The organism is Herbidospora galbida (assembly GCF_005233835.1).
Taxonomy (GTDB): domain Bacteria; phylum Actinomycetota; class Actinomycetes; order Streptosporangiales; family Streptosporangiaceae; genus Herbidospora; species Herbidospora galbida.
Genome location: NZ_SZQA01000072.1, coordinates 1 through 20,677, shown reverse-complemented (window position 1 = coordinate 20,677; position 20,677 = coordinate 1). Strand labels below are relative to the sequence as shown.

General features: G+C 70.8%; 17 protein-coding genes. 11 read left to right on the top strand and 6 right to left on the bottom strand.

The window, feature by feature from the left end; genetic code table 11:
• Positions 1–188: 188 nt before the first annotated feature.
• Both FDA94_RS37610 and FDA94_RS37605 read left to right on the top strand, forming a co-directional pair.
• The gene (locus FDA94_RS37610; protein WP_137251796.1) at positions 189–842 is read left to right on the top strand and encodes a response regulator transcription factor; all 654 of its coding nucleotides are present in this window, start codon (positions 189–191) and stop codon (positions 840–842) included.
• Between the two features lie 7 nt (positions 843–849).
• Entirely contained in the window at positions 850–1,911 is a 1,062-nt protein-coding gene (locus tag FDA94_RS37605) for a sensor histidine kinase (protein ID WP_137251795.1), read from the top strand.
• Here the strand turns inward: FDA94_RS37605 and FDA94_RS37600 are convergent.
• Complete coding sequence (locus FDA94_RS37600; RefSeq protein ID WP_137251794.1) at positions 1,904–2,539, bottom strand: methyltransferase; 636 nt, start codon at positions 2,537–2,539, stop codon at positions 1,904–1,906. The genes FDA94_RS37605 and FDA94_RS37600 overlap by 8 nt on opposite strands.
• A gap of 318 nt (positions 2,540–2,857) precedes the next feature.
• On the opposite strand from FDA94_RS37600, the gene ctaD reads away from it, so the two are divergent.
• Positions 2,858–4,519: an aa3-type cytochrome oxidase subunit I gene (gene ctaD, locus FDA94_RS37595; protein WP_137251793.1), complete on the top strand. Its 1,662-nt coding sequence runs from the start codon at positions 2,858–2,860 to the stop codon at positions 4,517–4,519.
• Here the strand turns inward: ctaD and FDA94_RS37590 are convergent.
• Together FDA94_RS37590 and FDA94_RS37585 are read right to left on the bottom strand one after the other, a co-directional pair.
• Complete coding sequence (locus tag FDA94_RS37590) at positions 4,491–4,724, bottom strand: hypothetical protein (RefSeq protein ID WP_137251792.1); 234 nt, start codon at positions 4,722–4,724, stop codon at positions 4,491–4,493. The genes ctaD and FDA94_RS37590 overlap by 29 nt on opposite strands.
• A gap of 5 nt (positions 4,725–4,729) precedes the next feature.
• The gene (locus tag FDA94_RS37585; RefSeq protein WP_137251791.1) at positions 4,730–5,404 is read right to left on the bottom strand and encodes a VOC family protein; all 675 of its coding nucleotides are present in this window, start codon (positions 5,402–5,404) and stop codon (positions 4,730–4,732) included.
• Between the two features lie 234 nt (positions 5,405–5,638).
• Here FDA94_RS37585 and FDA94_RS37580 point away from each other — a divergent pair, with 234 nt between their 5' ends.
• Both FDA94_RS37580 and FDA94_RS37575 read left to right on the top strand, forming a co-directional pair.
• A complete protein-coding gene (locus FDA94_RS37580) occupies positions 5,639–8,980 on the top strand; it encodes a beta-L-arabinofuranosidase domain-containing protein (protein ID WP_212735690.1) in 3,342 nt (1,113 codons plus the stop codon).
• Entirely contained in the window at positions 8,977–10,134 is a 1,158-nt protein-coding gene (locus FDA94_RS37575; protein WP_137251789.1) for a cytochrome P450, read from the top strand. The genes FDA94_RS37580 and FDA94_RS37575 overlap by 4 nt, the downstream gene beginning before the upstream one ends.
• Here FDA94_RS37575 and FDA94_RS37570 read toward each other — a convergent pair.
• Positions 10,131–10,733 (bottom strand): TetR/AcrR family transcriptional regulator, encoded by a 603-nt coding sequence (locus FDA94_RS37570; protein WP_137251788.1) that lies wholly within the window; start codon positions 10,731–10,733, stop codon positions 10,131–10,133. The two genes, FDA94_RS37575 and FDA94_RS37570, sit on opposite strands and share 4 nt — an antisense overlap.
• Before the next feature lies 1 nt (position 10,734).
• Positions 10,735–11,376 (bottom strand): biliverdin-producing heme oxygenase, encoded by a 642-nt coding sequence (locus FDA94_RS37565; RefSeq protein ID WP_137251787.1) that lies wholly within the window; start codon positions 11,374–11,376, stop codon positions 10,735–10,737.
• 192 nt (positions 11,377–11,568) lie between these two features.
• On the opposite strand from FDA94_RS37565, the gene lon reads away from it, so the two are divergent.
• The 6 genes from lon to FDA94_RS37535 all read left to right on the top strand — a co-directional run bounded on the left by lon (position 11,569) and on the right by FDA94_RS37535 (position 19,471).
• Complete coding sequence (lon, locus tag FDA94_RS37560; RefSeq protein WP_137251786.1) at positions 11,569–13,941, top strand: endopeptidase La; 2,373 nt, start codon at positions 11,569–11,571, stop codon at positions 13,939–13,941.
• A gap of 115 nt (positions 13,942–14,056) precedes the next feature.
• Positions 14,057–15,013, top strand: a complete 957-nt coding sequence (locus FDA94_RS37555; RefSeq protein WP_137251785.1) for a GlxA family transcriptional regulator — start codon at positions 14,057–14,059, stop codon at positions 15,011–15,013.
• On the top strand, positions 15,013–15,642 hold the full coding sequence (locus FDA94_RS37550; RefSeq protein WP_137251784.1) for a DJ-1/PfpI family protein: 630 nt from the start codon (positions 15,013–15,015) through the stop codon (positions 15,640–15,642). The genes FDA94_RS37555 and FDA94_RS37550 overlap by 1 nt, the downstream gene beginning before the upstream one ends.
• 102 nt (positions 15,643–15,744) lie before the next feature.
• Complete coding sequence (locus FDA94_RS37545; RefSeq protein ID WP_137251783.1) at positions 15,745–16,314, top strand: hypothetical protein; 570 nt, start codon at positions 15,745–15,747, stop codon at positions 16,312–16,314.
• A 131-nt stretch (positions 16,315–16,445) separates the two neighbouring features.
• Positions 16,446–17,948, top strand: coding sequence for an acyl-CoA synthetase (locus tag FDA94_RS37540; protein ID WP_246060369.1), 1,503 nt, complete (start codon positions 16,446–16,448; stop codon positions 17,946–17,948).
• A 119-nt stretch (positions 17,949–18,067) separates the two neighbouring features.
• Positions 18,068–19,471 (top strand): S1C family serine protease, encoded by a 1,404-nt coding sequence (locus tag FDA94_RS37535; RefSeq protein ID WP_137251781.1) that lies wholly within the window; start codon positions 18,068–18,070, stop codon positions 19,469–19,471.
• A gap of 171 nt (positions 19,472–19,642) precedes the next feature.
• Here FDA94_RS37535 and FDA94_RS37530 read toward each other — a convergent pair.
• Positions 19,643–20,677: amino acid ABC transporter ATP-binding/permease protein (locus FDA94_RS37530; protein ID WP_137251780.1), on the bottom strand; the 1,035-nt coding region annotated here is incomplete at its 5' end.

Sequence of the window (20,677 nt, the reverse complement as noted above, 5' to 3'; positions counted from 1 at the left end):
GGCGGGCGCACGCCGGCGGCGCGGCGGCCGCCGGGGCGGCGGGGGCGAGGGGCACGGTCGGGAGGGCGGCGAAGGCCGCCGCGGCCAGAAGCTTGGTCATGCCGCCGAATGTGGCGGGCGGGGCGTTGCGCGGCGGTGACGGGAATCGTTGACGCCGCTGTAACCCCCGAACCGGTAGGAACGGGGGCATGCGAGTTCTGGTGGTGGAGGACGAACGCGACCTGGCCGACCTCGTCGGCGAGGGCCTGCGCCGGCACGCGATGGCCGTCGACGTCGTCTACGACGGCGCCGCCGCGGCCGAACGCCTCGCCGTGCACGACTACGACGTGGTCGTCCTCGACCGCGACCTCCCCGAGGTGCACGGCGACGACGTCTGCCGCGACCTGGCCGCACGCGGCAGCCGCACCCGCATCCTGATGCTGACCGCGGCGGCCTCGGTCCCCGAACGGGTCATCGGCCTGGGGCTGGGCGCCGACGACTACCTGCCCAAGCCCTTCGACTACGCCGAACTCGTGGCCCGGGTCCGGGCCCTCGGACGGCGCAGCCGCGAACCGGTGCCGCCCGTGCTGACCCGCCACGGGATCGAGCTCGACACCCGGCGCGTGCAGGCGTCCAGAGACGGGCGGCACCTGCACCTGTCGCTGAAGGAGTTCGCCGTCCTGGAGGCGCTGCTCCGCGCCGAGGGCGCCGTCGTCAGCACCGAACGCCTGCTGGAACTGGCCTGGGACGAGCACGCCGACCCCTTCACCACGGTCGTGCGGGTCGTCGTCAGCCGGTTGCGCGCCAAGCTGGGCGACCCGCCGTGCATCAGGACCGTGCCGGGAGCGGGGTACGCCCTGTGATGAAGCCGTGAAAACAATCCGGACGCGGCTCGCGTTCACCTACACCGCGCTCGTCCTGCTGACGGCCGCCGTGCTGCTGGTGAGCGTCAACGTGTCGCTGCACCACCGGCTCCGCGTCGAGACGCGCCCACCGGCGCCGGTCGCCCCCGTCTTGGGCCGGCCGATCGTGCCGCCGCCGGCGCCGGGGCGGGGCCTGGTCGAGGAGGTCGTCACCTACCAGTGGGAGGTGACCGGCGTCGCCATCCTCGTGATGGCCCTGGTGTCGCTCGCCGTCGGCTGGTTCTTCGCCGGGCGCATGCTGCGGCCGGTGCACCGCATCACCGCGACGGCCCGCCGCCTGTCGCTGTCGAACCTGCACGAGCGCATCGCGCTGGCCGGTCCGCGCGACGAACTGCGCGAGCTGGCCGACACCTTCGACGAGATGCTGGCCCGGCTGGAACGCTCGGTCGAGGGACAGCGCCGCTTCATCGCCACGGCCTCCCACGAGCTGCGCACGCCGCTGGCCGTGCAGCGCGCCGCGATCGAGATCGGGCTGCCCGACGACGTCGGCCCGATCAAGGGCAAGCTGCTGGCCGCCAACCGGCGCAGCGAGCGGCTCATCGACGCGCTGCTGGTGCTCGCCCAGGCCGAGCACGGGCTCGAAGCGCCCGAAGAGGTGGAGCTGTCGGAGGTGGTCCGGCTTGCCGTGGCCGAACTCGACCACGGCGACGTGACCGTGACCGTGACGGCCGAGCCGTGCACGGTCCTCGGCGACCGGACGCTGCTGCACCGCCTGGTCACCAACCTCGCGGGCAACGCCGTACGCCACAACGTGCCCGGCGGAACCGCGGAGGTCACCCTCGCCGGGGGCGTGCTGCGGGTGGCGAACACCGGCCCCCACGTGCCGCCCGAGCGGTTCGGCGACCTGTTCGCCCCGTTCCGGCGCATCGGCACGACCCGTACGCAGGGCGCCGGCCTGGGCCTGTCGATCGTCGCCGCCATCGCCCGCGCCCACGGGGCCACCACGGTCGCCCGCCCCCACCCGGGAGGCGGGCTGGAGCTCGCCGTCCGCTTCCCGCCGGTCAGCTGACCGGCTGCCGGTCGGCCGCCCCGAACCGCGCCATCACCCGCGACAGCATCGCCGACTGGTCGCCGGAGCCGGAACCGGCCCGGTCCCAGACCCCGCCTGCCAGCAGGTACCTCTCCCCGGCCACGAACGCGGTGCCGGCCCGCGCCATGGCGTCGATCCGGCTCCGGACGTGCGGCCGGCGGGAGAACGCGCCCATCCGCAGGGGCAGCACCATCCAGCTCGTCAGCGTGTACCCGCACGCGCGGGCGTGCGCCAGCACGGAGCAGGGGTCGGCGTACGAGGAGATCATCATGAGCACGGTGTCGAACCCGGCCGACAGGATGCGCTTGCTGATGCCCGCGCCCGTGTGCCCGCCCGACAGGTGCGGAAAGGCCGGCCGCTCCTCCGGATGGGGCAGATAAGGCGGATTGGCGACCACGCACCGCCGTTTCTCGGCGGGGTGGAGGCCGGTGAAGAAATCACCGTGGCACACTTCGTAACGACCGGTCAGGCCGGTCTGATGGATCAGTTCGCGGGCGGAAGCGGCGGAGATCTCGTCGAGTTCGAAACCGCGCATCCGGCCCTGGAAATCGATGCGCTGAATGGCGCTGACCATGGCCCGGCCGGACCCCGCGCCGAATTCGTGCACGCGTCTTATCGCAGGTCGTCGGCTGAGGAGCTCCTCAACGCAGAGCCCGTAGAATTCCGACTCCTCGTGATCATAGAAGGCGAGCATCCACGCTCCTCGATGACTCGGATCGCCGATTCACATCGGCGTACCCCGCATTATCGGCGGCCATGTCGAAAGCCGGAGAATTCGCCCGGTCAATGGTAAGTCCGGGGCACGGCAAAAAGGCGGACAAGTTATTCGCGCGGCCCGGCCGGGTATTTTCCCGTCGGCCGGATCAGCGTGCCGTTCATCGTCCACACACGGGTTTCTCCCGCATGACAGACAGGTGCGCTGCCCATGGCCGTCCAAGAAGAGCCGATCACCTCTCCGCTCGCGCCGGTGAAGCGGGGCAAGGGCGCGGTCATCGTGTCGTGGCTGACCACGACCGACCACAAGGTGATCGGGTACATGTACCTGATCTCCGCCTTCGGCTTCTTCGTGATCGCCGGGATCATGGCGCTGCTCATCCGCGCGGAGCTGGCCCACCCGGGCCTCCAGATCGTCTCCAACGAGCAGTACAACCAGCTGTTCACGCTGCACGGCACGCTGATGCTGCTGCTGTTCGCCACCCCGCTGTTCGCCGGGTTCGCCAACGTCGTCATGCCGCTCCAGATCGGCGCGCCCGACGTGGCCTTCCCCCGGCTGAACGCGGTCAGCTTCTGGTTGTTCCTGTTCGGCGGCCTGGGGGTGACCGCGAGCCTCTTCAACGCGGAGGGCGCCCCGTCGTTCGGCTGGACGGGGTACACGCCGCTGTCGACCGGGCCGTACAGTCCGGAGATGGGCGGCGACCTGTGGATCATGGGCCTGGTGCTCTCCGGACTCGGCACGATCCTGGGCGCGGTCAACTTCATCACCACGATCGTCACGATGCGGGCGCCCGGCATGACCATGTTCCGGATGCCGATCTTCACCTGGAACATCCTGTTGACCAGCGTGCTGGTGCTGATCGCGTTCCCGGTGCTGGCGGCGGCGCTGCTGGTGCTGGAGGCCGACCGGCGGCTGGGCGCGCACGTCTTCGACGCCGAGGTCGGCGGCGCGATGTTGTGGCAGCACCTGTTCTGGTTCTTCGGCCACCCCGAGGTCTACATCGTCGCGCTGCCGTTCTTCGGCATCGTCACCGAGATCATCCCGGTGTTCAGCCGCAAGCCGCTGTTCGGCTATGTCGGCCTGGTCGGCGCGACCATCTCGATCACCGGCCTGTCGGTGACGGTCTGGGCGCACCACATGTTCGCCACGGGGCGGGTGCTGCTGCCGTTCTTCTCGTTCATGTCGTTCCTGATCGCGGTGCCGACCGGGGTGAAGTTCTTCAACTGGGTCGGCACGATGTGGCGCGGCCACCTGTCGTTCGAGCCGCCGATGCTGTTCGCGATCGGCTTCCTGGTGACGTTCCTGTTCGGCGGCCTGACCGGCGTCATCCTGGCCAGCCCGCCGCTCGACTTCCAGGCGCACGACTCCTACTTCGTGGTGGCCCACTTCCACTACGTGCTGTTCGGCACGGTCGTGTTCGCCATGTTCGGCGGCTTCTACTTCTGGTGGCCCAAGTGGACCGGCCGCATGCTCGACTTCCGGCTCGGCCGCTGGCACTTCTGGCCGCTGTTCATCGGCTTCCACACCACGTTCCTGGTCCAGCACTGGCTGGGCATCACCGGCATGCCGAGACGGTACGCCGACTACAGCGCCGTCGACGGCTTCACCACCCTGAACATGGTCTCCTCGGTGGGCGCCCTCATCCTGGGCATCTCGACGCTGCCCTTCCTGTTCAACGTCTGGTACACCGCGAAGTACGCGCCGAGGGTCGAGGTCGACGACCCCTGGGGGTTCGGCAACGGCCTCGAATGGGCGACCTCATGCCCGCCGCCGCGGCACAACTTCCACCGCATCCCGCCCATCAGATCGGAGCGGCCGGCGTTCGACCTGAAATATCCGCACGTCACCCGGCACGGGATCCCCGGTGGATGACGAGCGCGTCCTGGCCGAGATGGCCCGCCACCTCCGTGAGCACGACCGCGCCTTCGCCGCCCGCATCGACCGGCTCAACGCCACCTGCGACGGCATGGCCCGGGGCCGCTTCCAGTGGGAGGTCAGCCGGACCGAGATGACCCTCGTCGTGCTGGCCACGATCCTGACCGCCGTGCTGATGGGCGTGGTGGTGGTCCTGATCCATCGGGATCAGCCGAGCACGCAGAACTCGTTGCCGTCGGGATCGGCCATCAGCACCCGGCCCTCGGCGGCGCCGAGCCGGGTCGCCCCGAGGGCCACCAGCCGGTCGATCTCCACCTGGGCGAGGTCGAAGTGCAGCCGGTTCTTCCCGGTCTTGACCGGCAGCGGCGGACCGCCCCAGGTGATCTTCGGGCCGCCGTGCGGCGACCGGATCGCGGTCTCCTCGTTCTGGTCCCACACCAGAGGCCAGCCCAGGGCCTCGCTCCAGAAGTAGCCGACCGCCTGGGAGCCGTCGCACGCGAGCGCCCCGATGAACCCGCATTCGGCGAGGAACGTGTTGCTCTCCTCGGTGACGCAGAACTCGTTCCCCTCGGGGTCGGCGAGCACGACGTGCTCCTCTTCGGGGAGCTGCCCGATGTCGATGTGCCGGGCGCCCAGGGCGAGCGCCCTGGCCACGGTCTCCTGCTGCTCGTCGAACGTGTCGCTGGTGAGGTCGAAGTGCATGGGGTTCTGCCGGGTCTTCGGCTCGCGCGTCGGCAGGAACCGCAGGCGGAAGCCGGTGTCGTCGGTGGGCAGCAGCGTGGTGTCGCCGTCCGCCTTCCAGCCGAGGAACTCGCCCCAGAACCGGGCGAGCGCGGGTGGGTCGTGCGCGTCGATGGAGAGCGCGACAAGCTGAGGGGTCATCCGCCCACGCTAGCCGCGTGGAATGTGGCGGTTCCACTGTATTTCTGGACGGTCACCTACGTAACGCCTCGGTAACGGTTGAACACCCCGATCTAGTGCGTTCTTGATGTGAACGCTAACAATTCCAGGAGAAATCCCCTTGATTGAGCGGTGTTCCCATCGTGTTAGCGCTAACAGTCGAGGGTCGTTCCGGCAAGTGAAGGGAAGGCCATGACGGCATCCGAGAAGTCAGGAATGAGCCGCCGCACCTTCGTGCGGACGTCGGCCATCGGGGTGGCCTTAGCCGCGACGGCCACCAACGTCCGGGCGGAGGCCGCGACCGCGAACGTCACCGAGTCCCTGGCCGGGATCCCCTACGTCGGCGCCGGGAGCAACGCCCCGATCAGGCCCTTCTGGCTGCACGAGATCAGCCTGAAGACGGGGCTGCTGCAGGAGAAGCGCGACCGGATGAAGGCGTTCCTGCAGGCGTTCGACGAACGCCGCTTCCTCTTCCTGTTCAACAACCAGGCGGGCCGGCCGAACCCCGCGGGTGTGACCGCGCCCGGCGGCTGGGAGGACGGCGGCCTGCTGAGCGGGCACTGGGCCGGTCACTACCTGAGCGCCCTGGCCCAGGCCTATGCCGACCAGGGCGAGGCGGTCTACAAGACCAAACTCGACTGGATGGTGAACGAGCTCGGCGCCTGCCAGGACGCCATCACCGCCCGATTGACCGCCCCCGAAGACCCCGAGGAGCCCGAGGCCCCTCCCATCGGCCGCGTGGCCGGGAAGTTCGGCAACGCCCTGAAGCTCAACGGCGGCAGCAACGCCGAGCACGTCAAGCTGCCCCAGGAGGCGGTCTCCCAGCTGACCGACTTCACGATCGCGACCTGGGTCAACCTCGCCGCCGCGCAGAACTGGAGCCGGGTCTTCGACTTCGGCCAGAGCACCGCGGTCAACATGTTCCTCACCGCCCGCGCCGGCGTGACCGGCAACCCGCCCCGGTTCGCCATCACGACCACGGGCAGCGGCGGCGAACAGCAGATCAACGGCACCACCGCGATCCCGACCGGCCAGTGGGTCCACCTGGCCGTCACCCTCTCGGGCACCGTCGGCACCCTGTACGTCAACGGCGCCGTCGCCGGCACCAACCCCGCCATGACGCTCAACCCGACCAGCCTCGGCGTGCCGGGCAACGTCTGGATCGGCCGCTCCGCCTACGGCGACGCGATGCTCAACGCGGGCATCGACGAGTTCCACATCTTCGACCGCGCCCTCAGCGCCGCCGAGATCACCTCGCTCCAGACCTCCGCCGCCGGCACCACGGGCGGCGGCAACATCGCCTGGTACCGGTTCGACGAGACCGACGGCGCCTCCGCCCTCGACTCCTCGCCCAACAACCGCCCCGCCGGCATCGTCGCCGTCCCGCAGTCGGGCGGCCCGCTCTGGAAGCCCGTCTACGCCGGCTACCTGGGCGCCATCCCGGAGGACGCCGTCATCCGCGTCGGCCCGCCCCGCTACGCCCAGTACGGCGGCAACGCCGCCACGAACGTGTGGGCGCCCTGGTACACCCAGCACAAGATCATTCGTGGGCTGCTGGACGCGTACACGCTGACCGGCAACACCAAGGCCCGCGACATCGTCGTGAAGATGGCCGACTGGGCGCACGACGCCCTGACCACCGGCGACAAGAACCACCCCGGCTACGCGGGCCCGATCACCCGCGACAACCTCAACCTGATGTGGGACACCTACATCGCCGGCGAGCTCGGCGGGGCCAACGAGGTGTTCGCCGAGATCCACGCCCTCACCGGCGACCCCAAGCACCTGGAGACGGCGAAGTTCTTCGACAACCGCGAGTCGCTCTTCGGGGCGACCGTCGAGAACCGCGACATCCTCACGGTCACCAACCCGCTCGCCTACGGCCGCAGGCGCCCGGCCCGCCTGCACGTCAACCAGCACGTGCCCGGCTTCTCGGGCTACATGAGGATCTTCGAGCAGGGCGGCGGCGACGACTACCTGACGGCCGCCAAGAACTTCTTCGGCATGCTGGTGCCGCACCGCATGTTCTCCCACGGCGGCCTCGGCGGGAACTACCCGGGCTCCAACAACAACATCGAGATGTTCCAGAACCGGGACAACGTCGCCAACGCGATCGCCCAGGGCGGCGCCGAGACGTGCTCGATCTACAACGTGGCCAAGCTGGCCCGGAACCTGTTCTTCCACACGCAGGACCCGGCCTACATGGACTACTACGAGCGGGCCCTGTTCAACCAGCTCGCCGGTTCGCGGGCCGACTCGACGAGCACGGCCAACCCGCAGGTCACCTACTTCCAGCCGCTGACCCCGGGCGCCGGCAAGTCGTACGGCAACACCGGCACCTGCTGCGGCGGCACCGGCCTGGAGATCCACACCAAGTACCAGGAGGCCGCCTACTTCAAGTCGGCCGACGGCTCGGCCATCTGGGTCAACCAGTTCGTGCCCTCGACGGTGACCTGGGCCGAGAAGAACCTCACCCTGACCCAGGAGACGGACTTCCCGCGCCAGGCCGGAACCAAGCTCACCGTCACCGGCGGCGGACAGCTCGACGTCAAGCTGCGGGTGCCCAAGTGGGCCGTCAGCGGCTACACCGTGAAGATCAACGGCGTCCTCCAGCTGCTGGAGACCCCCGTCCCGGGCACCTACCTCACCCTGAGCCGGACCTGGCACACCTGCGACACGATCGAGATCTCGATGCCGTTCAGCATCCGGATCGAGCGCGCCGTCGACCGCCCCGACACCCAGTCGATCATGTGGGGCCCGCTGCTCATGCCGATCCTCGGCAACCCCGGCGGCGGCGCCTACCGCGAGCTGACGCTCTACCGCCACCTCAAGCGCGACGGTGACTACTCCCGCGCGGCCGTCACGGCCAACGGCGTGAACGCGGCGGGCGACCCGCTGTTCACCACGGGCGGCTTCACCCTCCGCCCCTGGTACGTCGGCGACACCCAGGCCCACTCGGCCTACTTCCGCCGGGTCGAGCCGACGATCGTCTTCGGCGGCGTCGACTCGGGCGTGCCCAACGTGAAGCGCAACGACGGCCTGCCGAATTACGACGTGCCGGTCACCGGGATCGTCTCGCCCGGCACCGACGGCCTGACCTTCCTGGACGTGCTCTGGGACGCCGCCCCCTTCGCGACGCACGCCGCGTTCATGGCCAAGGTCAGCGCCACGGCCGACGCGTTCGTGACGGCGGGGCTGCTGACCGCCGCGCAGAAGGAGGCGATCGTGGCCGCCGCCGACAGCGCGCGGGCCGAACTCGCCCCCGAGGCGGAGCTCCCGGCCACGGTCACCCCCGAGGCCCGGTTCATCGCCGGCTCGGCCTACCTGGCCGTCCGCGTGGTGAACGACCACGACGCGTCCGTCGACGTCGTGATCGAGACCGCCTACGGAACGAAGACGTTCCGCGACGTCGCGCCGGGCAGGTCGGCGTTCCAGCAGTTCCCGGTCCGGGCCGCGTCCCTGCCCTCGGGCGAGGTGACGGTCTCCGTGACCGGCACGATCGGCGGCGACGAGGTCACCACCGAGATCGTCAAGCAGTACGCGGCCACATCGGGATGATCACCGAGTTCGGGCTCTCGGAGCTCTGGGAGCCGGAGACCCGCCGCGACCCGCACGCGTTCTACGCGCGCGTGCGGGCCGCGGGCCGGCCCGTCCCGCAGGTCGACCCGGCGGGGAACCGGTTCTGGGTGGTGGCCCGGCACGCCGACGTCCTCGAAGGGCTGCGGCACCCGGAGATCGGCCACCAGCTCCCCGGGCTCTCGCACGGGGAGGGGGAGGCCGAAAGGATCGCGTCCCGCCAGCTCATCTCCCTCGACCCGCCCGACCACACCCGGCTGCGCGGGCTGGTCGGCCGGGCGTTCACGGCCCGGATGACGGCACGGCTGGAGCCGTGGATCGCGGAGGTCGCCGACCGGCTGGTCGCCCGCGCACGCGAGCTGGGCAGCTTCGACGGCGTGGCCGACCTGGCCGACCCGCTGCCGGTCAACGTGATCGCGCAGCTCGTCGGGGTGCCCGAGGACGACCGGGCGATGTTCCGCGCCTGGTCGGCGACGATCGTGTCGGCGTCCGACTGGGACGGCTCGGCCACGCTGGCGTTCGCCGCCTACCTCGACGACCTGGCCGCCCTCCGCCGGAGGGCCCCGGCCGACGACCTGCTCTCCGAGCTCGTCGCCCTGGAGGCGGGCGGCGACGCCCTCGACCGCGACGAGCTCGTCGCGATGATCCAGCTGCTGCTGATCGCCGGTCAGGAGACCACGGTCGACGTCATCGTCAACGGGATCCGGCTGCTGCTCACCCACCCGGAGCAGTGGCGGAATCTCCGCGACGATCCGTCGCTGGCGGATGCGGTGGTGGAGGAGACGCTGCGCTTCCGCGGCCCGGTCGAGATCGTCCCGCCCCGCTTCGCCTTCCGCGACCTCGACCTGGCGGGGGGCGTGATCCCGGCCCACGAGCGGGTGGCCCTGTCACTGTGGGGCGCCAACCGCGACCCTGAGGTCTTCGCCGATCCCGACGTGTTCGACGTCCACCGCTCCGACGTGCGGCGGCACATCGCCTTCGGGCACGGAATCCACTTCTGCCTGGGCGCGTCGCTGGGCCGCCTCGAAGCGCGGATCATGTTCGACCGCGTCGCCCGCGAACTCGGCACGCTGCGCCTCGCGGCCGACCAGGGAGACTTCCGCCTTCATCACGGAGGCCTGCCGCTGACCCTCTAGGCGTCGGCCGTCCCGAGGGCGCGCAGGCAGAAGGCCGAGACGAACTCCTCGGCCTCCTCCGGGGTCCGGCCGCCCTCGGTCAGCGGGATGCGCTCGGACCCCAGCACCGCCAGCACCGCCCGCGCGGCCGCCTCGACGTCGGAGGTGCGGAACTCGCCCGAATCGACGCCGGTCTGGATGATCTCCCGCAGGATCGCCTGCATCGGCGCGACGTGGGCGGCCAGCCGCTGGTAGGCGTCGGGCCCGAGAGTGGCCGACAGGTCGGCGGCCCCCGGATGGGGATGGGCCACCAGGCCGGTGAGCTGGAGCCGGACGAAGGCCCGCAGCCGGACCGACGGCGAGGCGTCGGCGGGCAGGTCGCGGGCGTAGCTCTCGACGAAGTAGTGCGTGACCCGCTCGGTGAAGGCCAGCAGCAGCGCCGTCTTGTCGGGGAAGTAGTTGTAGAGGACGGTCCGGGTGATGCCCGCCTCGGCCGCCAGCTCGGTCATCGAGATCGCGTCGATGCCCTGCCTGCGGGCCAGCCGCGCGATCGCCTCAAGGATCTTCTCCTGGGTCTGGGCGCGGTGCTCGCCGATCGTCGCGGCCGAGATGCGCGGCACGTCAGGCCGCCACCGTGGCCACCCGGCCCAGGTCGCCGAGCACCTCGGTGTTCAGCTGGTAGGCCAGCCGGGTCTCCCGGATGATCCGCTGCCGCCCGGCCTCGTCGAGGCTCTCGCCGAGGGCGTCGAGGCGGCGCCGGTATTCGTCCTTGAACCGGGGGAGGCTGCCGATGTCGAAGTGGTAGAAGTCCACCCCGCCCCCCTTGCCGTAGCCGTAGATCTTCTGCAGTTCCATCCGGATGAACTGGCCGCCCGACAGGTCGCCGAGGTAACGAGTGTAGTGGTGGGCGACATATCCGCCCGGCCAGTCGGAAACCTGGTTGATCCGGGCGACGAGCGTCTGGGTCGGCTTGCTGGGGGCGATCCGCGCGGCCCAGTCGTCGCCGTAGATGGCCCGCAGGTCGCGGACGAGCGCCTCCTCCCGGTAGAGCTCGGGGAAGACGAAGGCCCCGGCGACCGGGTCGCCGGCCAGCCGCTTCGACGCGCCGTCGAGGGCCACATAGGCGAAGTAGTGCTGGGCCACCATCTCGCCGTAGGCCTCGGGACTAAGCCTGCCCGCCATCAGGTTCTTCAGGTAGCTGTCGTCCTCCGCGGACTCGTGGTCGGTCCAGGTCGCGGTCCGCAGGACCTCGGCAAAACCCATCGCAGGCTCCTCAGAGTGTCGTTCATGACGAAGTGTCACAAACCTTCGCCGCGATCGTCAACAGGTTGATGACAGGTTGTCGTTAAACCTGATTACAGAATTACGATCGCTCTCAGCGAACTCACGCAAGCTTGGGAACACCATGGGACTCTCCTTAGTTGAGCGCATATAACTCAAGGCTGAGGAGCACGCATGACTGAGATCCTTCCCGTCCTGCCCCTGGACGACGAGGTCGTCCTGCCCGGCATGGTCGTCCCCCTCGATCTGTCCGACTCCGAGGTGCGCGCGGCCATCGAGGCCGCCCAGGCCACCGGGGCCAAGAAGCCCCACGTCCTCCTGGTTCCCCGCATCGACGGGCACTACGGGGCGGTCGGCGTCAGCGCCGTCGTCGAGCAGGTGGGCAGGCTGCCCGGAGGCGAGCCCGCCGCCGTGGTGCGGGGCGTGTCGCGCGCCCGCGTGGGCACCGGCACGACCGGTCCCGGCGCGGCCCTGTGGGTTGAGGCCACCATCGTGCCGAAGAGCACCGAAGAGCCCGACGCCAAGGTGAGCTCCCTGATGAAGGAGTACAAGGCGCTCACCACCACGATTCTGCAGAAGCGCGGCGCCTGGCAGGTCGTCGACCAGGTCAACGGCATCGACGACGCCTCGGTGCTGGCCGACAGCTCCGGCTACGCGCCCTGGCTGTCGACCGCCCAGAAGCTGCTGCTCCTGGAGACCCCCGACGCGGGCGAGCGGCTGGAGAAGCTGGTCGGCTGGGCCCGCGACCACCTGGCCGAGGTCGACGTGGCCGAGACGATCCGCAAGGACGTCCAGGAGGGCATGGAGAAGCAGCAGCGCGAGTTCCTGCTCCGCCAGCAGCTCGCGGCGGTCCGCAAGGAACTGGCCGAGCTGAACGGCGACCCCGAGACCGAGGAAGAGGACTACCGCGCCCGGGTCGAGGCGGCCGACCTGCCCGAGAAGGTGCGCGAGGCGGCCCTCAAGGAGGTCGACAAGCTGGAGCGCACCTCCGACCAGTCGCCCGAGACCGGCTGGATCCGCACCTGGCTCGACACCGTCCTCGACCTGCCGTGGAACACCCGCACCGAAGACGCCTACGACATCGCCGGCGCCCGCGCCGTCCTCGACGCCGACCACACCGGCCTGGAGGACGTGAAGGACCGGATCATCGAATACCTCGCGGTCCGCAAGCGCCGTGCCGACCAGGGCCTCGGCGTCGTCGGCGGGCGGCGGTCGGGCGCGGTGCTCGCGCTGGCCGGCCCTCCCGGAGTCGGTAAGACCTCGCTCGGCGAGTCGGTCGCGCGGGCCATGGGGCGCGAGTTCGTCCGGGTCGCCCTCGGCGGCGTCCGCGACGAGGCGGAGATCCGCGGCCACCGGCGCACCTACGTCGGCGCGCTGCCCGGCCGCATCGTCCGGGCGATCCGCGAGGCCGGCTCGATGAACCCGGTCGTGCTGCTCGACGAGGTCGACAAGGTCGGCGCCGACTACCGGGGCGACCCCACCGCCGCCCTGCTGGAGGTGCTCGACCCGGCGCAGAACCACACCTTCCGCGACCACTACCTGGAGGTCGAGCTCGACCTGTCCGACGTGCTGTTCCTGGCCACGGCCAACGCCCTGGAGCAGATCCCCGGCCCGCTGCTCGACCGCATGGACGTCGTCACCCTCGACGGCTACACCGAGGACGAGAAGGTCGTCATCGCCCGCGACCACCTGCTGCCCCGGCAGCTCGAGAAGGCGGGCCTGACCCCCGAGGAGGTCACGATCGACGACGCGGCGCTGCGCCGCGTGGCGGGCGAGTACACCCGCGAGGCGGGCGTGCGCTCCCTGGAGCGGGCGGTCGCGCGGGTGCTCCGCAAGGTCGCCGCGGCGGTCTCGCTGGGCGACAAGGCCCTGCCGCTGACCGTCACCGACGACGACCTCGTCGGCTACCTCGGCCGGCCGCGCCACGTGCCCGAGTCGTCGCTGCCCGAGTCGCGCCAGCGCACCTCGGTGCCCGGCGTCTCCACGGGCCTCGCGGTGACCGGCGCGGGCGGTGACGTCCTCTACGTCGAGGCGTCGCTGGCCGACCCCGAGACCGGCTCGACCGGGGTGACCCTGACCGGTCAGCTCGGCGACGTGATGAAGGAGTCGGCCCAGATCGCGCTCTCCTACCTGCGCTCGCGCGGCGCGGAGCTGGAGCTGCCGGTCGGGTCGCTGAAGGACCGCCAGGTCCACATCCACGTCCCGGCGGGCGCGGTGCCGAAGGACGGCCCCTCGGCCGGCGTCACCATGACGACCGCGCTGGCCTCGCTGCTCAGCGGGCGGCCGGTGCGGGGCGACGTGGCGATGACCGGTGAGGTGTCGCTGACCGGCCGGGTCCTCCCGATCGGCGGCGTCAAGCAGAAGCTGCTGGCCGCCCACCGCGCGGGCATCACGACCGTCCTGATCCCGGCCCGCAACGAGCCGGATCTCGACGACGTCCCGGCCGAGGTGCTGGCCGACCTCGAGGTCCACGCCGTCAGCGACGTGCGTGAGGTCCTGGAGATCGCGCTGACCCCGGCCACGGTGGGGCAGTCGGCGGCCGCGTAGTCTCCTCCGAGCGCGAAGGGGGTCTCCCGGGACAGGGGAGGCCCCCTTCGTCATGTCCTGATCTGCAAGGTTCGTGTCGTTGCGGCCGTCGGGCGGCGACTCGCAGGATGGAGGCATGCGGGTCGTCTGCGTCATCACCGAAGGGTTCCAGCACCTCGATCTGGCCGGTCCGGCCGACGTGTTCGCCACCGCCGGGCTGGTCAGCCGGAGGGCGGCGTACACGCTGGAGGTGACCTCGGTCGTGGCGGGGCCGGTCCGGGCGTCGAACGGGCTGGCCACGCTGGTGGAGACCCCGATCGACGAGGTCACCGGGCCGATCGACACGCTGCTGGTGGCCGGCGGGCCGACCGTCGATGACCACCTGCGCGACCCCCGCCTGGTGGCGGGGGTGCGGCGGCTGGCGGCGGGGGCCAGGCGGACCGGATCGGTCTGCACGGGGGCGTTCCTGCTCGCCGAGGCCGGGCTGCTCGACGGCGGGCGGGCCACCACCCACTGGCTGTCGGCCGGTGACCTGGCCCGGCGCTATCCCGCCGTCGAGACCGACCCCGACGCGATCTACGTCAGGCACGGCGACGTCTGGACCTCCGCCGGGGTGACCGCCGGGATCGACCTGGCCCTGGCGATGGTCGCCGACGACCACGGCCACCGCGTCGCCCGCGACGTCGCGCGGGGGCTGGTGGTCTACCTCCACCGGCCGGGCGGGCAGTCGCAGTTCTCGGCGCCGATCCAGGCCGTACCGAGAAGTGAGCCCCTGAAAGAGCTGCAGACCTGGATCGACGAGCACCCGGAGGAGGACCTCAGCGTCCCGGCGCTGGCCCGCCGGATGAACCTGAGCGAGCGCCACTTCTCCCGCGTGTTCACCGACGAGACCGGCATGCCCCCCGGCCGGTACGTCGAGATCGCCCGCACCGGCGCCGCCCGGCGGCTGCTGGAGACCACCGACGAACCCCTCGACGTCGTCGCCCGGCGGACCGGCCTCGGCCTGTCCGGGAGCCTCTACCGGGTGTTCCGACGGCATCTGCGCGTTTCCCCCGGCGACTACCGGCGCCGGTTCCGAGACAAGGAGCACTAGTGCGCATCGCCATCCCCCTCTACCCCGGCTTCACCGCCCTCGACGCGGTCGGCCCCTACACCGTGCTGGCCTTCGCGCCCGGCGTCACCGTCGCGTTCGTGGCGGGCGAGCCGGGGCCGGTCGTCGACGACCAGGACAGCCTGTCGATCACCGCGACCGCCGCCTACGACGACCTGCCCGACCCCGACGTAATCCTCGTCCCGGGCGGCCCCGGCACCGTCGGCGCGCTCGGCGACCACCGCCTCATCGAGTGGATCCGGGCCGCCCACCGGACCACGACGTGGACCACCTCGGTGTGCAGCGGCGCCTTCCTGCTCGCCCACGCCGGGATCCTGACCGGCCTCCCCGCGACCACCCACTGGGGCTTCCACGACCAGCTCGCCGCCTTCGGCGCGGTCCCGGCCGCCGGGCGCGTGGTCACCGAGGGGAAGGTCGTGACCGCCGCCGGGGTGTCGGCCGGCCTCGACATGGCGCTGACCCTTCTCGCCCTCCTGCGCGACGAGGACACCGCCAGGGCCGTGCAACTGGCCATCGAGTACGACCCCGCCCCTCCCTTCACTTCGGGCTCGCCTGCGACCGCCACTCCTGAGCTGCGGGAACGTGCGCTGAGCCTGATCCGCGGGGTGTGACCTGCGCTTTAAAGCGAGCTTCAAGTCAGTCGCTACTCAGCCGCTATCGGGACGGTTTATTCCTTTACCTGTCAAACTCCTCGTCCCGAGAGGAATCCGAAAGTGCGATTCATCAAGAAGCTCCTGGTGAGCGGCGGCGTCGCGGCCGCTCTCATCACCGGCGCCGTAGCTGCGCCGACGGCCGCCAGCGCCTCCCCCTACGTCGGAGACTGGGGCCCCTACTTCTCCGCCGACCACAAGGCCGAGGCGGAGGGCAAGTACGTCCTCCACCACGAGAAGAAGAAGGTCTGGTACTGGGAGAAGTTCAAGAAGCCCATCAAGAAGTGCTGGTGGAAGCACGGCGAGAAGAAGTGCAAGATCGTCGGCTGGAAGTGGGACAAGAAGTGGTCCTGGAAGTGGGAGGAGTACACCAAGATCTCGGTCAAGGGTGAACTCACGAACCACAAGTGGTGGGGCGACAAGAAGTTCAAGTGCGCCTGGGCCGTCTTCAAGATCGAGGACCTCGACGGCCACACCTACTTCAAGAAGTTCAAGAACTGCGACAAGGGCAGTGACTGGATCGGGTTCAGCGCGCACGACGTGAACACGATCGACGTCCAGGTCTCCCGCGGCAGCCACTTCAGCCCCAAGGGCTTCTTCGGCCCCTGGTCGCCGGTGTACGAAGCCGTCTGATCGGCACCCCAGAACGGTAGGCTGAGCGGTCTACTGAACGGCCCGCGCCATTCCCGGCGCGGGCCGTTTTCCTTTCCCGCCCGACGATCACCGAGTAATGTTCGGTCATGTATCCGGGTGCCGTCGCCGCAGTGAGCCCTGACAAACCCGCTGTGATCATGGCCGGTTCCGGCCGGGTGGTCACCTACCGGGAACTCGACGAGGAGTCCAACCGCCTCGCTCACCTGCTGCGCGAGGCCGGGCTGCGGCCCGGCGACCACATCGCGTTCATGCTGGAGAACCATCCCCTCTTCCTCGCGGTCGCGTGGGCGGCCCACCGCTCCGGGCTGCTCTACACGGCGATCAGCTCGCGGTTGCAGGCGGACGAGCTGACGTACATCGTGGAGAACTGCGGGGCGAAGGCGTTCATCAGCTCGGCGGCCTGCGCCGAGACGGCCGCCTCGGTGACCGGCCCGCCGCTCCGGCTCATGCTCGACGGCACGGTCCCCGGCTTCCTCTCGTACGAGGCCGCGGTCGCCCCCATGCCCGTCACCCCCGTGGCCGACGAGGTGCAGGGCATGGACATGCTCTACTCCTCCGGCACCACCGGCCGGCCGAAGGGCGTCAAGCCCACCTGGACCGGCCAGCCGCTCGACGTGCCCGGCCCGCTGATGAACCTGATCGGCCTCCTGTTCGCCGCCACGGCCGACAGCGTCTACCTCTCGCCCGCGCCGCTCTACCACGCCGCCCCGCTGCGCTACTCGCTCACCTTCCAGCGCTTCGGCGCGACGGTCGTCGTGATGGACCGCTTCGACCCCGAACAGGCCCTCGCCGCCGTCGAGAGATACGGCGTCACCCACTCCCAGTGGGTGCCGACCCACTTCATCAAGTTCCTGAAGCTCCCGGCCGAGATCCGGTCGAAGTACGACCTGTCCACCCTCGCGTACGCCATCCACGCCGCCGCCCCCTGCCCCATCCCGGTCAAGGAGGCGATGATGGAGTGGTGGGGGCCGATCATCCACGAGTACTACGCGGGCACCGAGGGCAACGGCTTCATCTACGCCGGCCCCCACGACTGGCTCACCCACAAGGGCACCGTCGGACGGCCGCTGCTCGGCGTGCCGCACATCCTCGACTCCCAGGGCGAGGAGCTGGGCACGGGGGAGACCGGCGTCGTCTACCTCTCGGGCGGGCCGACCTTCGTCTACCACGGCGACCCCGACAAGACCGCCGCCGCGCACGACCCGAAGGGCCGGGGCTGGTCGACGCTCGGGGACATCGGCCACCTCGACGAGGAGGGGTTCCTCTACCTGACCGACCGGAGCTCGTACATGATCATCTCAGGCGGGGTGAACATCTATCCGCAGGAGGCGGAGAACCTGCTGGCGGTGCATCCGAAGGTCGCCGACGTGGCCGTCTTCGGGGTGCCCGACGAGGAGATGGGCGAACAGGTCAAGGCCGTCGTGGAGGCCGCCGACCACGCCTCGGCCGGGCCCGAGCTGGAGGCGGAGCTGATCGCGTACTGCCGGGAACGGCTGGCCCACTACAAGTGCCCGAGGTCGGTCGACTTCCGTACGGAGCTGCCCCGGCACCCCACCGGAAAGTTGTACAAACGAATTTTGCGCGCCGAATACTGGCCGGAGCAGCACAAATAAGGCCGGTGTTCGGTTTCTCCAGGTCAGCGGGTTGATCGCTTAAGCCGGCCTTATCGAGGGTTTGCCATCTTAGAACCACCGGCCCGAAGGAGCCGGGATTCGGTAAGGGGATGGCAGAGATGAGCGCTGACGAGCGGGAGCACGAAAAGGGGACCACCGAGGTCCTGGAGGGGCGCGGCTGGAGCCAGTTCGGCCGCCGGGCCCCGCAGTACGGCGACTACCGGGGCGAGCAGCCCACCCCGCAGTTCGCGCCGCCTCCGCCGCCGCACCAGCCGGGCCCCATCCAGGGACGCGTCGGCGCGAACCCGGTCGGCGACACCGCCGTCTACGGCATGCCGCCGCTCCCGCCGGAGCCGCCCCGGCAGCAGCGGTCCGAGGGGCGGGCCTGGAAGCGGGGAGTGTCGATCCTCGCCCTGGCGTGCGTGGCGGTCGGCGGTGGGGTCGCAGGGGCCCTCATCACCAACGCGATGGACGACGACGGCGTCCCGGTGCTGACCAGCCCGGTGGTGAACCAGCAGAACAACGGCTCGGCGGCGATGCCCGCGAGGGGCACGATCGCCGCGGTCGCCAAGGCGGTGCAGCCCTCGGTCGTCATGATCACCGTGACCTCGCAGCAGGGGCAGGGTGAGGGCTCCGGCGTGATCCTCTCGGCCGACGGGCTGATCCTCACCAACAACCACGTGGTCGCCGGCGCCGGCCAGAACGCCGAGATGGCCGTCAAGTTCAGCGACGGCCGGACCATCCCCGCGACGCTCGTCGGCACCGACCCGACGACCGACATCGCGGTCATCCGCGCCACCGGTGTCTCGGGCCTCACGGCCGCCTCGCTCGGCGACAGCGACGCCCTCCAGGTGGGTGACTCGGTCCTGGCGATCGGCAGCCCGCTCGGCCTGGAGGGCTCGGTCACCTCGGGCATCGTCTCGGCGCTCGACCGCACCGTCACCTCCGGCGGCGGTGGCGGAGGCGGCGGCCCGCAGCTGCCCCCCGGCTGGGGCGGCGGCTTCGGCCAGGAGCAGGAGCAGCAGGCCGAGCCGACCACGACGATCGGCGGCATGGTCCAGACCGACGCGGCGATCAACCCCGGCAACTCGGGCGGCGCCCTGGTGAACTCGGCCGGCCAGGTCATCGGCATCAACACCGCCATCGCCACCTCGGGCGGCGGCAACGGCAACATCGGCGTCGGCTTCGCGATCCCGATCAACACCGCCAGGAACGTCGCCGACCAGCTCATCAAGACCGGCAAGGCCGTCCACGCCTACCTCGGCGTGAGCGTCGGCGACGCCACCGGCGACACCCCCGGCGCCCTGGTGTCGTCGGTCGAGGCCAACAGCCCCGCCGCCAAGGCGGGCCTGCAGCAGGGCGACATCATCACCAAGGTCGACGGCACCGCGATCGACGCCGGCGAGACCGTCGTCGGCATCATCCGCGGCCACCAGCCGGGCACCAAGGTGACCGTGAACTACGTCAGGAACGGTCAGGCGAACACGGCGACGATCACTCTGGAGGAGAAGACGACGAGCTGACGCGGAGATCTCTCAGGTAGGGGACAGGGAACGGCCGGCGGCGCCTCCTCACGCGGGGGGCGCCGCCGGTCTTTCTCTCCGTTACGGCTCCGCCCGGCCGGCCCCGCCCGCCGCCTCCGGGGCGCTCCCCGGGCGGCGCCGACCGGCCGCGCCCGGTCCGCCCGGCGACGGCTATCTCCGGATCATGGTCTCGGCGTCCCAGAGCTCGCGGTAGTAGCCGTCGGCCGCCACGAGTTCGGCGTGGGTGCCGCGCTGGACCACCAGGCCGTCTTCCAGGACGACGACCTCGTCGACCGCCTCAAGCCCCCGCAGCCGGTGGGTGACCAGGAGGGTGGTGCGGCCCCGGGTGGCGTCGAGGAGGTCGGCCATCAGGGCGTCGGCCGTGGTCTCGTCGAGGGCTTCGGCGGGTTCGTCGAGCAGCAGGACCGGGGGGTCGTAGAGGAGGGCGCGGGCCAGGGCGAGGCGCTGGATCTGGCCGCCCGACAGGGTGCGGCCGTCTTCGCCGAGCTGGACGTCCCAGCCGGCCCGGTCGGCGAACGCGTCGAGCCTGGCCTCCCGGACCGCCCGGTCGAGGTCGGCGTCGTCGGCCTCAGGGCCCGCGAGGCGCAGGTTGTCGCGGAAGGTGGTCTGGAAGACGTAGGGGTCCTGGGTGAGGCCCGTCATCATGGCGCGCGCGTCGTCGGGGGAGATCCGGCGCAGGTCGGCGCCGTTGACGGTGATGGTCCCGGACACGATGTCGACGGTCCGCATCAGCGCCGACAGCAGCGTGCTCTTGCCCGCCCCGCTCGGGCCAACGACGGCGACGCGCTTGCCGGGGGTGAGCGTCAGGCTGACCCCGCCGAGCGCGGGCCGGTCGCCGTGCCGGACGACCAGGTCGTCGACCATGACCGTCAGCGGCCCGGTGGGCCGGGGCAGCGGGTCGGCCGGGGCGGGCACCGCCGGGGGAACGGCCTCGATCTCCCGCAGCCGCCGGACCGCCGCGAGCACCCCGGTCAGCCGCTCGCCGGCCGCCGCCAGCGGGAGCACCGGCTCGAAGCTGACCAGCGACATCAGGGCCAGCACGGCGGTCGCGATCGAACCGGCGTCGAGCGCCATGGCCACGGCCACCACGATCACGACGGTGATCCCCTGGACCAGCACTCCGGCGGCCAGCGCGGTCGCGTGCACCCGGGCCTGGCCGCGCTCCAGGCGGGCCAGCCGGTCGTC

Coding starts and splice junctions, on each gene's coding strand:
- FDA94_RS37610 (WP_137251796.1), top strand. CDS start 189: ATGCGAGTTCTGGTGGTGGAGGACGAACGCGACCTGGCCGACCTCGTC.
- ctaD (WP_137251793.1), top strand. CDS start 2,858: ATGGCCGTCCAAGAAGAGCCGATCACCTCTCCGCTCGCGCCGGTGAAG.
- FDA94_RS37590 (WP_137251792.1), bottom strand. CDS start 4,724: ATGGATCAGGACCACCACCACGCCCATCAGCACGGCGGTCAGGATCGT.
- FDA94_RS37585 (WP_137251791.1), bottom strand. CDS start 5,404: ATGACCCCTCAGCTTGTCGCGCTCTCCATCGACGCGCACGACCCACCC.
- FDA94_RS37580 (WP_212735690.1), top strand. CDS start 5,639: ATGAGCCGCCGCACCTTCGTGCGGACGTCGGCCATCGGGGTGGCCTTA.
- FDA94_RS37575 (WP_137251789.1), top strand. CDS start 8,977: ATGATCACCGAGTTCGGGCTCTCGGAGCTCTGGGAGCCGGAGACCCGC.
- FDA94_RS37565 (WP_137251787.1), bottom strand. CDS start 11,376: ATGGGTTTTGCCGAGGTCCTGCGGACCGCGACCTGGACCGACCACGAG.
- lon (WP_137251786.1), top strand. CDS start 11,569: ATGACTGAGATCCTTCCCGTCCTGCCCCTGGACGACGAGGTCGTCCTG.
- FDA94_RS37555 (WP_137251785.1), top strand. CDS start 14,057: ATGCGGGTCGTCTGCGTCATCACCGAAGGGTTCCAGCACCTCGATCTG.
- FDA94_RS37535 (WP_137251781.1), top strand. CDS start 18,068: ATGAGCGCTGACGAGCGGGAGCACGAAAAGGGGACCACCGAGGTCCTG.